The sequence below is a fragment of the Acidovorax sp. T1 genome, assembly GCF_002176815.1.
In the GTDB taxonomy this organism is placed as follows: Bacteria; Pseudomonadota; Gammaproteobacteria; order Burkholderiales; family Burkholderiaceae_C; genus Acidovorax.
Genome location: NZ_CP021648.1, coordinates 3,572,268 through 3,586,856, shown reverse-complemented (window position 1 = coordinate 3,586,856; position 14,589 = coordinate 3,572,268). Strand labels below are relative to the sequence as shown.

Annotated in this window: 14 protein-coding genes; 5 read left to right on the top strand and 9 right to left on the bottom strand. The window is 65.5% G+C overall.

What is annotated here, in order from left to right; all coding sequences use genetic code 11:
- Window positions 1–3: 3 nt before the first annotated feature.
- The 6 genes from CCX87_RS16665 to CCX87_RS20950 form a co-directional block, all read right to left on the bottom strand.
- Window positions 4–1,677, bottom strand: coding sequence for a ParB family protein (locus CCX87_RS16665; RefSeq protein WP_003050404.1), 1,674 nt, complete (start codon window positions 1,675–1,677; stop codon window positions 4–6).
- Window positions 1,670–1,939: a hypothetical protein gene (locus tag CCX87_RS16660; protein WP_003050422.1), complete on the bottom strand. Its 270-nt coding sequence runs from the start codon at window positions 1,937–1,939 to the stop codon at window positions 1,670–1,672. Before CCX87_RS16660 ends, CCX87_RS16665 begins: the two co-directional genes overlap by 8 nt.
- Window positions 1,923–2,798, bottom strand: a complete 876-nt coding sequence (locus CCX87_RS16655) for a ParA family protein (protein ID WP_003050424.1) — start codon at window positions 2,796–2,798, stop codon at window positions 1,923–1,925. Before CCX87_RS16655 ends, CCX87_RS16660 begins: the two co-directional genes overlap by 17 nt.
- A 42-nt stretch (window positions 2,799–2,840) precedes the next feature.
- Window positions 2,841–3,053 carry an AlpA family transcriptional regulator gene (locus CCX87_RS16650; RefSeq protein WP_003050427.1) on the bottom strand — a complete coding sequence of 71 codons (213 nt, stop codon included), beginning with the start codon at window positions 3,051–3,053 and terminating at the stop codon, window positions 2,841–2,843.
- Window positions 3,054–3,172: 119 nt separating this feature from the next.
- Complete coding sequence (locus CCX87_RS16645) at window positions 3,173–3,919, bottom strand: hypothetical protein (protein WP_003050429.1); 747 nt, start codon at window positions 3,917–3,919, stop codon at window positions 3,173–3,175.
- Between the two features lie 228 nt (window positions 3,920–4,147).
- The gene (locus CCX87_RS20950; protein ID WP_128457255.1) at window positions 4,148–4,501 is read right to left on the bottom strand and encodes a hypothetical protein; all 354 of its coding nucleotides are present in this window, start codon (window positions 4,499–4,501) and stop codon (window positions 4,148–4,150) included.
- A 540-nt stretch (window positions 4,502–5,041) separates the two neighbouring features.
- On the opposite strand from CCX87_RS20950, the gene CCX87_RS16640 reads away from it, so the two are divergent.
- The 4 genes from CCX87_RS16640 to CCX87_RS16625 all read left to right on the top strand — a co-directional run bounded on the left by CCX87_RS16640 (window position 5,042) and on the right by CCX87_RS16625 (window position 8,354).
- Window positions 5,042–5,626, top strand: a complete 585-nt coding sequence (locus tag CCX87_RS16640; protein WP_087747797.1) for an anthranilate synthase component II — start codon at window positions 5,042–5,044, stop codon at window positions 5,624–5,626.
- An 85-nt stretch (window positions 5,627–5,711) separates the two neighbouring features.
- On the top strand, window positions 5,712–6,743 hold the full coding sequence (trpD, locus tag CCX87_RS16635) for an anthranilate phosphoribosyltransferase (protein ID WP_087748436.1): 1,032 nt from the start codon (window positions 5,712–5,714) through the stop codon (window positions 6,741–6,743).
- 20 nt (window positions 6,744–6,763) lie between these two features.
- Entirely contained in the window at window positions 6,764–7,564 is an 801-nt protein-coding gene (trpC, locus tag CCX87_RS16630) for an indole-3-glycerol phosphate synthase TrpC (protein ID WP_087747796.1), read from the top strand.
- Between the two features lie 58 nt (window positions 7,565–7,622).
- Entirely contained in the window at window positions 7,623–8,354 is a 732-nt protein-coding gene (locus tag CCX87_RS16625; RefSeq protein ID WP_087747795.1) for a uracil-DNA glycosylase, read from the top strand.
- 64 nt (window positions 8,355–8,418) lie between these two features.
- Here the strand turns inward: CCX87_RS16625 and CCX87_RS16620 are convergent, their stop codons facing one another.
- The 3 genes from CCX87_RS16620 to purU all read right to left on the bottom strand — a co-directional run bounded on the left by CCX87_RS16620 (window position 8,419) and on the right by purU (window position 11,836).
- Window positions 8,419–9,918 carry an FAD-linked oxidase C-terminal domain-containing protein gene (locus tag CCX87_RS16620; protein WP_087747794.1) on the bottom strand — a complete coding sequence of 500 codons (1,500 nt, stop codon included), beginning with the start codon at window positions 9,916–9,918 and terminating at the stop codon, window positions 8,419–8,421.
- Window positions 9,919–10,071: 153 nt separating this feature from the next.
- Complete coding sequence (locus CCX87_RS16615) at window positions 10,072–10,977, bottom strand: LysR substrate-binding domain-containing protein (protein WP_087747793.1); 906 nt, start codon at window positions 10,975–10,977, stop codon at window positions 10,072–10,074.
- A gap of 10 nt (window positions 10,978–10,987) precedes the next feature.
- Window positions 10,988–11,836, bottom strand: a complete 849-nt coding sequence (gene purU / locus CCX87_RS16610) for a formyltetrahydrofolate deformylase (RefSeq protein WP_087747792.1) — start codon at window positions 11,834–11,836, stop codon at window positions 10,988–10,990.
- 51 nt (window positions 11,837–11,887) lie between these two features.
- Between purU and CCX87_RS16605 the strand changes: the two genes are divergently transcribed.
- Window positions 11,888–14,551, top strand: coding sequence for an EAL domain-containing protein (locus CCX87_RS16605; protein WP_087747791.1), 2,664 nt, complete (start codon window positions 11,888–11,890; stop codon window positions 14,549–14,551).
- Window positions 14,552–14,589 lie beyond the last annotated feature (38 nt).

The window sequence follows — 14,589 nt, the reverse complement described above, 5'->3', positions numbered from 1 at the left end:
CGCTCACGTCCCGGGCGCCGTGGTGCCGGCTTCCAGGTCCAGCAGACGCCGGGCCAGGCGGAGCAGCCGAAATAGCTTGACCAACGCCGTGTCGCTCAAGCGCCTTGTGCAGTCGCCGTGGTGTTGACCCTGGCCGTGCAGCAGTGCTGGCAAGTCGGCGGCGAGCTGCGCGCCATCCACGCCCGCTTCAGCAGTGGGCTGACCCGTCAGAGTGATGAGCAGCGCCAGCACCGCCCGGCCGAGCGGCGATGGTGCATGGGCGGGCGCGCAGCAAACGAAGCCGATGCCATCGGAGCGATCCTCGATGCACTCGTCCAGGGCTGCCTCCCCGGCGATCTCGCGCGCGAACTGCGCGATGTGGATGCGCAGCCGATCGGGCGTGTCCAGGCCGGCGTCGATGTACCAGACGTCGGAGATCGGATAGAGCCCGCCGGCTTGCACCGGGATGGACTGCAGCACGCTCGCCGAGAAGTCGGGCGGCAGCGCATCGCCCAACTGGTCGGCAACCATGCGCTGGATCGACTGCAGCCGTTCGGTCGTCGGTGCCGGCGAGACGATGTGCTCGAGAAGCAGATCGCCTGGTGCGGCCGTGGGGCTTTCCGTTGTCGTCTCTCGGGCCGTATCCTCGCGCAAGGTGGGCTCGGACGCCGGAGGGCTGGCGGGTGGAGGACTGGCCGCCGCTGCAGGCTTGGCGATGGACGATGCTACGCCCGGGGGAGGCGGCGTGCCGGCGGTGGGCGAAGGCAACGCCGGCGGCGCCGCAGGTGGCGTCGGGTCACTGACCAGCGCCCGGTGGCGGCTTTCCGATTCGGTCAGGTCCAGCGCCAACACGTCGTAGCCGATGCCCAGCAGCTCGGACATCTGGCCGATCAGCTCGTCCTGCACGCGCTGCGGCGCGAACTCGTCGCCCTGCGTGTCGAACTGCGCCAGCACCTCCTGAAAGAAGCTGTCGAAGTCCAGCGGCAGCGTGCGGTCCTTGGCATAGTGCTCCCAGGTGCGCTTGCAGGCCGTCCGCATGACCGACAGCCGCTCGACCTGGTGGCGCCCCAGGCCGCCATAGAGCACAGTGGGAATGGCGGGCAGCAGGTAGCGCACCGCGTCGGCCATGCGGGTGATGTGCGACCGCTGGACGGGGAACCCATCGGCCGCCAGGCGGCGGGCCAGTTCCGACTGGCTCAGGGCGGCGCTACTCTCCTGCTCGTAGAACTCGCGTGCTTTCTCGACGCCGAGCGCGCGCTCGATGAACGTGAGGCCACCGCGCAGTTCGTTCTCGGCAAGATGCCCGGTCAGCGCGACGATTTCACCGCGCTCCGGCCATGGCCGAAACAGGCACGATATGCGGAAGAAGCGTTCGTCCTTGGTCTCCGACCAGAGTTCGCGCAGGATCGCCAGCCGCGTGTTGCCGCCGTTGCGGATGATGTAGTGGTCCTCGCCGGGCCGGCGGGTGATGGCTGGCGCCGCGTCCAGGCCGCGCTCGCGGATGGACGCCTTGATTTCCTCGTAGGCGGGGTTGCGCTTCATGCGCGGGTCATGGTCGTAGGGCCGCAGCTGGTCCAGCGTCACGACCATGGGCGTGTCCGCGATCGGGTCGCTCAAGGCCGTAGCCGCTGGGCCGCTGCGCTCGAAGCCGGCCGCGAGCAGCTTGCCGGCCATGTCCTGCGAGGTCATGTCAGCCATGGCCGCACCCCTCGCAGTCCCCACGACCGCCGGCCGGCGCCATGCGGGCCTCTCGCTCGGCGCGGCGGATCTGCGCACGGGCGTTCAATTCGGCCCGGTGGTCGCTCGCGGTCGAACTGGTGTAGATCGCCGCGCAGCCGGCCTTGGTGAACTTGAGGTGCCCGCCCGGCGTGCGCTTGACGTGCCAGCCTTCACCGACCGCGAACTCGATCAGCGCGCGCAGCCGCTTGTGGCCGCGGGCCAGTTCATGTGCGTTCGCCATGGGACCTCCCGGCATCAAGAGGACGTGGCGGGCGACCGGACATTGCGGCAAATCTGTCCTGCCATTGCGGGAACAGCTCGCTTGCGAGCGCGCGCATCGTGTCGAGCGAGGCCGGCGCGACCCTGCCGGGCGGCTGGCGGTGCTCGACCCGATGCACCGGCAGGCCGCGCGTCGCGGCGCGCGGATAGGCTTCGATGGCTGGCACGTCGGTGGCGAGCACGCGGATGCCGGCATGGTCTTGGAACAGGTCGCGCAGGGCCTGCTGGATCAGTCGGGCGTTCGCCGACACCGGGTGGACGCGGTTGATGAGCAGGTGCAGCGGCGGCGGTTCGATGCCCAGGTGCCGGTACGGCGCGATGTCTTCGAGCAACTGCATGGTGCCGCGTCGAAGCTCCCGGGCCGCGAGGATTTCCGGCGTGACGGGCGACAGCGCAAGGTCGGAGGCGAGCACCGCCATCTCCAGCAGCACGGAACGCGCGCCCTGGGTGTCGATCAGCACCAGGTCGTAGAGGGGAGCAAGTGCTGGCAGCAGATGCCGCAGCCGCAGGCGGCCATCCGGCGCATGCAGCAATAAGGTGTTCAGCTCGCCCCGGTGGTCGTTGGACAGCACCAGGTCCAGGCCCGCGATGATCGTGCGGGACACGAGCTGGCCAAGGTCGCGCTCGTTGAAGGCCAACAGCTCATAGATGCCGCCCGGCGCGCGCTGGGTCAGTTCGTAGTAGGAGGACAAGGTGGGCTGCACGTCGAGATCGAGCAGCAGCACGCGCAGGCCCGCGTCCGCGGCGAGCCCGCCCAGGTTGGCGGCCGTCGTGGTCTTGCCGACGCCGCCCTTCGTTGAAATGATGGATACGACCTGCATGGCGCTCTCCGGCTGGGAATGGGAAGTCCGCGGGAGAACGGGTCAGGTCCGGTGGTTGAGGCGCTCGGCGATCCACTGGTCGATTTCGATCGAATCCCAGCCGACGGCGCGCACGCCCAGGCGCAGCGCCTGGGGAAACTGGCGCTTCTTCATCAGGTTGTAAATGTGGGCGCGTTTGAAGCCGGACTTGGCTTCGACTTCATCGAGCCGCAGGATGCGGCGCTCGTTCGGCGGGAGTACAGGGGGCTGCGACATGGCGGTCACTCCTGAACGCTCGGTGGCGTTTGTTGGCGTGACCTTTATTCAATAGACCTGGCTGCGGAAAGACATTGCAAATGCAATCTCCGCGGTTGCACATACAAGCTGGAAAAACCTCATGCGCTTGCGCTACGGACGTACTTCCTGGCGTTGGCGAACTTGCCGTTCAAGGTTCGCTCCGTGATGCCCATGGTGCCGCCGAAGTGGGCGACCAATGCCGAGACGAGTGCCTCCTGTGTTTTGAAGCTGGAATAGGGCACACCCGAAGGGGACTGGCCCAGCATCAGCGTCAGCATCCCGCCGATGATGTTGAGATACGTCGTCTCCGCTCGCTCGCTGATCTCGCATTGCTTGGAAGCCAGCAGCGCGGTGGACTGCTTGAGCAAGGTGTCGCGCTGCTCCTGCAATTCCTGCATCTGGCGACGCGCATGCTCCAGGGCCGCCTGAAGGGCCAGTCGCTCGATCAGGATCGCCTGTCCTGTTTCCAAGGTGATAAAAGGATGCGCCATGCGTTCGCCACGGCTGAACAGGAATCCTGGCCGGTGCTCGGGATAGTGGTTGCGCATCCAGCGCTTCAGATCGACATGGCGAACGGTCAGATCCGGCGACTGCAGCAGCTTCGGATCATTGAGCGTGATGCCGTTCTGGCCGTAGGGCAGCTCCCCGTTGAGGATGCCGTCATAGATACGCTCCGAGTACAGCCGGCACTCATTCCATCGCGGGCAATTCAACGATGGAGGCAGGAAGCGCGGTGACGCGATCGCAGCCAGGATCATCGGCAGGTACCGCAGCAACCCGGCCCACCGTATGGCAGCCTCGATGGGACGATAGAACACCTTCGATGTTGGAATGTCCTTGTGCATGTCTTCGTCTCCTTTCGGAAGCGCTACATCACCGGCTCCTTTCTTGCCCTGCCAAGGGCTGCTGTGTCGTTATGACCTTCCGCGGGTGCCTGGGAAGATGCCCTGAACGTAGACGGGCGAGGTGATTGGTTTGGCGTCCGCTGTAGGTGGCCTCGTCTTGCTCGTTGTGCAAGAATCGATCGGTTGCCGGCCCATCGAGCGATGAGGACGAAAGCTCGATATTGGCGCTCACGGTACCAGCGTCATGCGCTGCGCTGTTCCCCGCAAAACCGATTTGGTATGGTCTGATACGGCGATGGTTTCAGAAGCTGCGATCAACGGCTTCTGTTCTCCGGGACCTAGGGTCGGCAGAGAAAATCCGGCGGTGTCATATCTGCCCCGGATGCTGATATAGCGATATAGCATCACCCGCGCAGGTCCAGATGACTGCCAACCTGAGATTCGATGCTCACAAGTCCGTAGCAGTTGGTCTACTTGCTCTCTGGTTTCGAGACTGGAAGTGTTGTCGTCCGGTCCGAGGTAGATGGGCGGGGTGATGAATGCCCTGGCATTCCAGGAAGTGGCTTTGCCTAACATGCTCATGGTAAAATTCCCCAGGCTTACTTTGGAATTCCGTTCGGGTGTACTCGGGCCGAGTTCTGGCTTTTAAATTCAACACTTTGGTCTGTCCATGACCCGTACCGCTTCGACCAACATCGCTCTGTGGTGGCGCTTCCAATAGGAAGCGGCATGTCGTTGCGGTCTTGACCGCACCTTGCCGCCGTACCGGCAGGCAAGGTTTCAAGAAGGCTCCCCGGCACGGCGGCTCCAAGATTTGAGGAGATTGCCCGATGCCCTTGGCACCCCAGCCCCGTCGTAGAACTGATGCCCCGCGCGCTGTGTCGCCGCGAGGGGTAGGTCTGTCCGCCCAGTCTCAGCACTTGGCCCTGGCATGCGGGCGCCGTCGCTGCGTCAGTACACCGCACTGGCGCACGCCAAGACATCTCTCAGGAGCCCTTGCTACCTTGAGCCAGCACATGCTCGCGCTTCGTCCATCGCAATCAACTGTCGATGTGTGTAATAAAGTGGGTAATGGAGGTTGTGTGTAATGGAAAACATTAATGAAATCAAGGACTTAGAATCATGAGACTCCTGATGGTCGACAACTACGACAGCTTCACCTACAACATCGTCCAGTATTTCGGCGAACTCGGCGCGCAGGTGGAGGTGTTCCGCAACGACGAAATCACCGTGGCCGAGATCGAAGCGCGCCTGAACGCCGGCCAGCTCGATCGCCTCGTGATCTCGCCCGGCCCCTGCTCGCCCGCAGAGGCCGGTATCTCGGTGGCTGCCATCCAGCACTTTGCCGGCAAGCTGCCCATTTTGGGCGTGTGCCTGGGCCACCAGGCCATTGGCGCGGCGTTTGGCGGCAGCATCGTGCGGGCCCAAGAGCTCATGCACGGCAAGACCAGCGTCATCACCACCACGCAAAAAGGCGTGTTTGCCGGGTTGCCCGCGCAGTTCACGGTGAACCGCTACCACTCGCTGGCCATCGAGCGCGCCACCTGCCCCGAGGTGCTGGAAATCACCGCCTGGACGGAGGACGGCGAGATCATGGGCGTGCGCCACAAGACGCTGCCGATTGAAGGCGTGCAGTTCCACCCCGAGAGCATCCTCACCGAGCACGGCCACGCCATGCTGCGCAATTTTCTGGAGCAGGCGGCTTGATTGCTATTTTTTAGATAGCTGTTGCCGCTTGCCTGTATTGGGCTTTCGGCCAATTTCATTGAAAACGCACACCGGAAAGAACACCATGCCCATCACCCCCCAGGAAGCGCTGCAGCGCACCATCGAACACCGCGAAATTTTCCACGACGAGATGCTGCACCTGATGCGCCTGATCATGCGCGGCGAGCTCTCGCCCGTCATGACGGCCGCCATCGTGACCGGCCTGCGCGTGAAAAAGGAAACCATCGGCGAGATCACCGCCGCCGCGCAGGTGATGCGCGAGTTTTCCACCCAGGTGCATGTGCCCGACACCACGCACATGGTCGATATCGTGGGCACGGGCGGCGACGGCGCCAACACCTTCAACATCTCCACCTGCGCCACCTTTGTCATCGCGGCGGCGGGCGGCAAGGTCAGCAAGCATGGCGGGCGCAGCGTCAGCAGCAAAAGCGGCAGCGCCGACGCCATGGAAGCCCTGGGCGTGCACATCAACCTGTCGCCCGAAGCCATTGCCCAGTGCATTGCCGAGGTGGGCATCGGCTTCATGTTCGCGCCCAACCACCACCCGGCCATGAAGAACGTGGCGCCCGTGCGCAAGGAACTGGGCGTGCGCACCCTCTTCAACATCCTGGGGCCGCTGACCAACCCGGCGGGCGCCCCCAATATCCTCATGGGCGTGTTCCACGAAGACCTGGTCGGCATCCAGGTGCGCGCCCTGCAGCGCCTCGGTGCGCAGCACGCCCTGGTGATCTATGGGCGCGACGGTCTGGACGAAATCAGCCTGGGTGCCTCCACCCTGGTGGGCGAGCTCAAGGACGGCGCCATCCGCGAATACGAAGTGCACCCCGAAGACTTTGGCCTGGCCATGACCAGCACCCGCCAGCTGCGCGTCGAAAACCCCGAGCAGTCGCGCGCCATCGTGCTGGATGTGCTGGACGGCAAGCCCGGCCCCGCCCGCGACGTGGTCTGCCTGAACGCAGGCGCCGCGCTGTATGCGGCCAACGTGGTGGACAGCATCGCCGCGGGCCTCTCGCGTGCGCAGCAGGCCATCGACAGCGGCGCCGCCAAGGCCAAGCTGGGCGAGCTGGTCACCCGCACCCATGCGCTGGCCGCTTAAACCGTTGCGAGGTTCGAACCATGAGTGACATCCTGAACAAAATCGTCGCGGTCAAGCACGAAGAAGTTGCCGCCGCACAAAAGCGCATGCCCCTGGCCGCCATGCGCGCCGACGCCGAGAGCCGCGTGCTCACCCGCGACTTCGAAGGCGCGCTGCGCGCCAAAATCGCCAAGGGCCAGGCCGCGGTGATTGCCGAGGTCAAGAAAGCCAGCCCGAGCAAGGGCGTGATCCGCGCCAATTTCATCCCCGCCGACATCGCCCAAAGCTACGCCGATGGCGATGGCACCGTCAGTGCGGCCTGCCTGTCGGTGCTGACCGACAAGCAGTTCTTTCAGGGCAGCGTGGACTACCTCAAGCAGGCGCGGGCCAGCTGCCAGCTGCCGGTGCTGCGCAAGGATTTTTTGGTGGACGCCTACCAGGTGTACGAAGCGCGCGCCATGGGCGCCGACGCGATTTTGCTGATCGCCGCCTGCCTCGATGATGCGCAGATGGCCGACTTCGAAGTCATTGCCCGCAGCCTCGACATGGCCGTGCTGGTGGAAGTGCATGACCGCCCCGAGCTGGAGCGCGCCTTGAAGCTCAAGACCCCGCTGGTCGGCATTAACAACCGCAACCTGCGCACCTTCGAGGTGACGCTGCAGACCACGCTGGGCATGCTCAAGGATGTGCCGGCCGACCGCTTGCTGGTCACCGAGTCGGGCATCCTCACGCCTGTGGACGTGAAGACGATGCGCGACGCCGGCGTGCACGCCTTTCTCGTGGGCGAGGCGTTCATGCGTGCGGAAGATCCGGGTCTGGCGCTGGCCAAGCTGTTTGCCTGAATATCAAAATTGATAGCTGCTTGCGCTTTCTGTATAAGCGCTGGAGGCCATTTTGACTATGAATGACCTGTTTGCCGACCCAGCGACCGCCCCTGCGCAATTGCAGGGTGCCGACCCCGCCGACTGGCCTGTGGCACCGGGCTGGCAGCCGCTGGTGGATGGGTTTTTTGCCAGCGCGTCCGGCCAGAAGCTGCGGTCATTTCTGCAAGCGCGGCTGGACGCCGGCGCCACCATCTTTCCCCCGCGCCCGCTGCGCGCACTGGAGTTGACGCCGCCCGAAGCGGTGCGCGTGGTCATCCTGGGCCAGGACCCCTACCACGGCCGGGGTCAGGCCGAGGGGTTGGCGTTTTCAGTGGCGCCGGGCGTGCCGCTGCCCCCGTCGCTGCGCAACATTTTCAAGGAGTTGCAGCGCGACCTGGGCACGCCACCGCCTGCGTTTCCGCAGCCTGGCGGCAGCCTGGTGCGGTGGGCGCGTAATGGCGTGCTGCTGCTCAATACCTGCCTTACCGTGGAAGAGGGCCAGCCCGCCAGCCACGCGGGCAAGGGCTGGGAGGTGCTGACCGATGCCGTCATCCGCCAGGTGGCCGAAGGGCCGCGCCCGGTGGTGTTCATGCTGTGGGGCGCGCATGCGCAAACCAAGCGGGTGGTCATTCCTGGTGATCGCGGGCACCGGGTGTTGTGTGCCAACCATCCCTCGCCGCTGTCGGCGTTGCGTCCGCCGGTGCCGTTCATCGGGTGTGGGCATTTTGGGCGGGCGGGGGTGTTTCGGGAGTGGTTGGCTCAGGGGTGAATTCGTGGTTTTTGCTTGGTAGATAAGCACCAGCAGCCAATTCCTCGCAAAAACGGCGCCACCCTCAAAACCTCGGCAACTCCGGATGGCTGATCTGCCCGCCGCGCACCAGCATCTTCCCGTATTCCGCACAGCGGTTCAGCGTAGGAATCACCTTGCCGGGGTTCAACAGCCCCGCTGGATCGAACGCATGCTTGAGCCCCAACATCTGCGCGTTCTCTTCCGCCGAGAACTGCACGCACATGCTGTTGAGCTTCTCCACCCCCACCCCGTGCTCGCCCGTCACCGTGCCCCCCATGGCCACGCTGGTCTCCAGGATGTCCGCGCCAAACAGCTCGCAGCGGTGCAGCTGGTCGGCATCGTTGGCGTCGAACAAGATCAGCGGATGCAGGTTGCCATCGCCCGCGTGGAAGACGTTGGCGCAGCGCAGCTGGTACTTTTTCTCCATCGCCTGGATGGCCAGCAGGATGTCGGCCAGGCGCTTGCGCGGGATGGTCGAGTCCATGCACATGTAGTCGGGGCTGATGCGGCCGCTGGCCGGGAAGGCGTTTTTGCGGCCGCTCCAAAAGCGCAGGCGTTCGGCCTCATCGCGGCTGACCGAGATGGCGGTGGCGCCGGCGGCGCGCAGCACGTCGCTCATGCGGCCAATTTCTTCTTCCACCTCTTCGGGCGTGCCGTCGCTTTCGCACAGCAGGATGGCCTCGGCCGACAGGTCGTAGCCCGCGTGGACAAAATCTTCCACGGCGGCGGTCATGGGTTTGTCCATCATCTCCAGGCCAGCGGGGATGATGCCGGCGGCGATCACGGCGGCCACCGCGTCGCCGGCTTTGCGCACGTCGTCAAAGCTGGCCATGATGCAGCGCGCGAGCTGGGGCTTGGGGATCAGCTTGACGGTGACCTCGGTGGTGACGGCCAGCATGCCCTCGCTGCCGATCACGGCGGCCAGCAGGTCGTAGCCGGGGGCGTCCAGTGCTTCGCTGCCGAATTCGACGGGTTCGCCCTCCACCGTGAAGCCGCGCACCTTGAGCACGTTGTGCACCGTGAGGCCGTATTTGAGGCAGTGCACGCCGCCCGAGTTCTCGGCCACGTTGCCGCCGATGGTGCAGGCGATCTGGCTGCTGGGGTCCGGCGCGTAGTACAGGCCATACGGCGCTGCCGCCTCGCTGATGGCCAGGTTGCGCACACCACACTGCACCACGGCCGTGCGGCTTTCGGGGTTGATGTCGAGGATGCGGTTGAACTTGGCCAGTGACATCGTCACACCCATGGCGTGGGGCATGGCGCCGCCGGACAGGCCTGTGCCCGCGCCGCGTGCCACCACGGGCACCTGCAGCTGGTGGCACACCTGCAGCACGGCCTGGACTTGCGTCTCGGTCTCGGGCAGGCACACCACCAGCGGGCGCTGGCGGTAGGCGGTGAGGCCGTCGCATTCGTAGGGCGTGGTGTCTTCGGTGTGCCAGAGCAGTGCGTGTGCGGGCAGCACACGGCCCAGGGACTGGACAACTTCGGCCTGGCGTGCGGCGCGCTCGGACAGGGCTGCGGTGGGGGCGGCGGCAGTATTCATGGCTGTCACTGTAGGGGATGGCCATGCGCCCAGGCTTGAGCTTTTTTGCGCGTGGCCGTGAAAAATAACGATGGAATGGCTTGAATGCTATCTTAATAATAGCTGTCGGCGATTGCCCAGAAAGCGCCAGAGATGTATTTTGCTTGGAAAATCTTATGCCATGGTTTTGCGCAGCCATTCCGCAAACGCCGCGCACTCCCACCGATCCATGGTGCCGGTGCGCCAGCACAGGTAGTGCGCGTGCGGGCTGGCGGTGTCGGTGGCAAACAGGCGCACCAGGGTGCCGTTTTCCAGCCAGGGCGCGCCGAGCTTGAGGCGCACCAGCGCCACGCCCATGCCGGCGGCGGCGCCGTCGCACATCAGGCCGATGTCGTTGAACTGCGAGCCCTCGCTGGGCTCGGCCCAGTTCAGGCCCGTGGCGGCAAACCAGGTGCGCCAGGGCTCCAGCGGGCTGCGCAGCAGGGGCACGCCTTCGAGGTCTTCGGGGCGCTCGAAAGGCCCGTGCTCGCGCACGAAGGCGGGGGATGCCAGGGGCGTGACCACATCGCGGGCAATTTCCACATGCTCCACGTCGGCATAGTGACCGGGGCCAAAGCGCACCATCAGGTCGGCGTCTTCGGCCACCACGTCCAGCAGCGGAATGGACACCTGCAGCGCCAGGTCGATCTCGGGGTAGGCCGCGGTGAACTGGCGCAGGCGCGGGATCAGGATGGCGCGCGCAAATGTGGGCGTGACGGCCAGCTTGAGCCGCCGCCGGCCCGGTGCCGAGGCAGCGCCCGGAAAGCGCTGCAGCGCGCCCAGGCCCTCGCGCACATGGGCCAGGTAGGCGCTGCCCTCGGTGGTCAGCGAAAAATCGGCCCGGCCAAACAGCCGCACGCCCAGGATCTGTTCGAGCTGCTTGACGCGGTGGCTCACGGCGCTGGGTGTCACACAAAGTTCGTCGGCCGTCTGCGTCACGCTGCGCAGCCGGGCCAGCGCTTCAAACGTCAGCAGGCACTGGATGGGTGGAATGCGCTTTGCGGCGCTGCTGAGGAAGAAGGACGGGGCTGCAGTGGCCATGGGTGGCCGGCTAACGGAAGACAACCGTCTTGTGGCCGTTGAGCAGCACCCGGTGCTCGCTGTGCCACTTCACGGCGCGGGCCAGCACCTGGCTTTCGGTGTCGCGGCCGCGGGCGGTGAGGTCTTCCACCGTGTCGGTGTGGTCGGCACGGGCCACGTCTTGCTCGATGATGGGGCCTTCGTCCAGGTCGGCCGTCACATAGTGGGCGGTGGCGCCAATCAGCTTCACGCCCCGGTCATGCGCCTGGTAATAAGGCTTGGCGCCCTTGAAGCTCGGCAGGAAGCTGTGGTGGATGTTGATGGCCCGTCCGGCCAGTTTTTGACATAAGTCAAGAGAAAGTATCTGCATGTAACGTGCCAGCACCACCAGCTCGGCTTCTTCGGCCTCGATAATCTCGTACTGTTTTGCCTCGGCTTGCGCCTTGGTGCTGCCGGTGAGCGGAATGTGGTGAAACGGCACGTTGTAGCTGGCCGCCAGCTGATAAAAATCGCGGTGGTTGCTGATGATGGCGCGGATGTCGATGGGCAGCAGGCCGCTTTTCCAGCGAAACAGCAGGTCGTTCAGGCAATGGCCTTCCTTGCTGACCATGAGCACGGTTTTGACGGGCTGGGCCGTGGCATGCAGGCTCCAGCGCATCTGGTGTGGCTCTGCAAAGCTGGTCAGGCGGGCCTGAAGGGTGGCGTGGTCGTGCTGGTCGCACGCAAACTGCACGCGCATGAAGAACAGGCCCGTGGCGTGGTCGTTGTACTGCGCGGCTTCTTCGATGTTGCCGCCGTGCTCCAGTAAAAAGCCCGAGACGGCGTGCACCAGCCCCAGGCGGTCGGGGCAGGACAGGGTAAGGATGTAGGCGTTGGTCATAGCTGCGCCATTGTCGCAGCAAGGGCCGTAGGTGTTGGAATAAGGAGCTTTATGCGAATCACGGGTTGCATCCCGAAACTGGCGCCTTGGTGGGGTGTGGTGCTTTACCTCGTTTTTGGCGTGGCATGGGTGTTTGCGGGCGACGCATTGTTGGCCCGGTGGGCCGGCACGCCCGAGCAGATCACGCATTTGCAGACCTGGAAGGGCTGGCTGTATGTGCTCGTCACCAGTGCGATGGCCGGCTGGCTGCTGGGGCGCATGCGCAAGGTGGAGCGGCAGCGCTCGGCGGTGGCGCGCGAGCTGGCGCAGATCGTGCACCACGCGCCGGTGGGCATGGCGCGGGTGGCACTCGACGGGCGCATCCTGTGGGCCAACGGCTGCCTGTGCAGGATGCTGGGCGAGGACCTGCAGGCCTTGCAGGCCCTGAATTTTCGTGACGTTGTCCAGGCCTCAGACCTTGCCCACGCCATGCAGCAGATCAAGCGTCTGCTGGCCGGCGAGATCGACCATTACCTGGGCACGCGGCAGTGCCACCGGCCGTCCGACGGGCGCATCGTGCATGTGCTCAACACCGTGACCTTTGTGCCCGCAGAAGGCGACGAACCGGCCCATCTGGATTGTGTGCTCCAGGATATGGGCGAGATCCAGGCCGCGCGCACCGCGCTCGAGCGCAGCGAGACGCGCCTTCGCCTGGCGGTGGAGGGCAGTGGGGGCGGCATGTGGGACCGCGATTTGCAGAGCGCCCACACCACTTTTTCGCCCAGCGTGGCGCGCATGCTGCGCTACCAGGGCGATGATTTCGCGCGGGATTTCCGCATGCGCGAGCGCCTCCATCCCGACGACAGCGAGCGCGTGCGACTGGCCGTGCGCTACGCCCTGGCCTCGGGTGAGCCCTTTGTCGAGAAGGCCCGCCTGCGCTGCTTTGACGGAAACTACCGCTGGTTCATGGCCCGTGGTGTGCGCCACCTGAACGAGGCGGGGCAGCCCGAGCGCTTTTCGGGCATCCTGACCGACCTGACCCGCGAGCGCCAGGTCGATGAGCGCCAGCGCCTGGCGTCCACCGTGATGGACCACATGAGCGAAGGCGTGATCGTGACCGATACGCACAACCGCATTCTCTCGGTGAACGCTTCGGTCACGCGGATGCTGGGCTACACCGAGGACGAATTGCTGGGCAAGACCCCGCGCGTTTTCAAGTCGGGCCGGCACGACCGGGCGTTTTACGAGGCGATGTGGGAGTCGATGAGGCGCACCGGGCGCTGGCAGGGCGAAATCTGGAATCGGCGCAAGAGCGGCGATGTGTTTCCAGAGCACATGTCGCTGAGCGTGGTGCGCGATGCCGCTGGCACGGCCACGCACTATGTGTGCATGTTCACCGACATCTCCGACGAGAAGGCGCAGCACCAGCGCATGGAGTTTCTGGCGCACAACGACGCGCTCACCGGCCTGTCCAACCGCCTGTGGTTCTGCGGGCAGCTGGAAGACGCCGTGGTGCAGGCACGCGGCAGCGGCGAGCGCATGGCCGTGCTGCACCTCAACCTGGACCGGTTCAAGGACGTGAACGACAGTTATGGCCATGCCATGGGCGACCAGGTGCTCAAGGACATCGCCCGCCGGGTGCAGGCGGCCATGCGGCCGGGCGACCTGCTGGGCCGCATGGCCGGGGATGAGCTGGCTGTGGTGGTGCGCCATCTGCACCACGCCGATGGCGCGGCGGCGGTGGCACAGCAGCTGATCGCCGTGGTGGCGCAGCCCTGGCACTCGCCCGACGGGTTCGAGGTGGTGGCCGGCGCGAGTGTGGGTATTTGCATGTTTCCGGAGCATGCCGCCACGGCTCAGACCCTGTTGCAGGGCGCCCATACTGCCGTCTATGGGGTCAAGGCGCTGGGGCGCGGGGCCTGGTGTTTTTACACCGAGGAAATGACCCAGTCCGCGCGCGACCGGTTAGCGCTGGAGTCGCGCCTGCGCCTGGCGCTGGCGCACGGCCACATGGTGCTGCATTACCAGCCGCAGATCGACATTGCCACGGGGCGCATCGTGGGCGCCGAGGCGCTGGTGCGCTGGAATGACCCCGAGGAAGGCCTGATTTCGCCAGCCCGCTTCATCCCCGTGGCCGAGGTGTCGGGCATCATCGGCCCCCTGGGGGAATGGATCATCGGCGAGGCCTGCCGCCAGGGGCAGCGCTGGCGCGACGAGGGGCTGCCTGCGCTGACGCTGGCGGTGAACGTGTCGCCGCGCCAGTTTCAGCTGACCGACCTGGTGGGTTGCACCGCGTCGGCGCTAAAGGAAACCGGATTCCCGGCCGCGCTGCTGGAGCTGGAAATCACCGAGAGTGCGCTCGCCGAGCGCGAAGACGAGGCACGGCTGACCATGCGGCGCCTGCGCGAACTGGGCCTACGGCTGGCGGTGGATGATTTCGGCACCGGCTATTCGTCGCTGGCGCAGCTCAAGCGCTTTCCCATCGATGTGCTCAAGATCGACCAGGGCTTCATCCGCGACATTCCGCGCAGCGCCGACGACATGGCCATCAGTGCGGCCATCATCGCCATGGGCCACAGCATGGGCCTTCAGGTGCTGGCCGAGGGGGTTGAGACGGCGGAGCAGCTGGTGTTTTTGCGCGAGCGCGGCTGCGACAGCTATCAGGGGTATCACTGCAGCCGTCCCCTTGCGGCCGAGGCGTTTGCCGCGCTGGTGCGGGCCCGGCAGGCCGTGTAGGCGCGGGCCGCCGGGGTCTGGGCGTTGTCGGCGGCAGG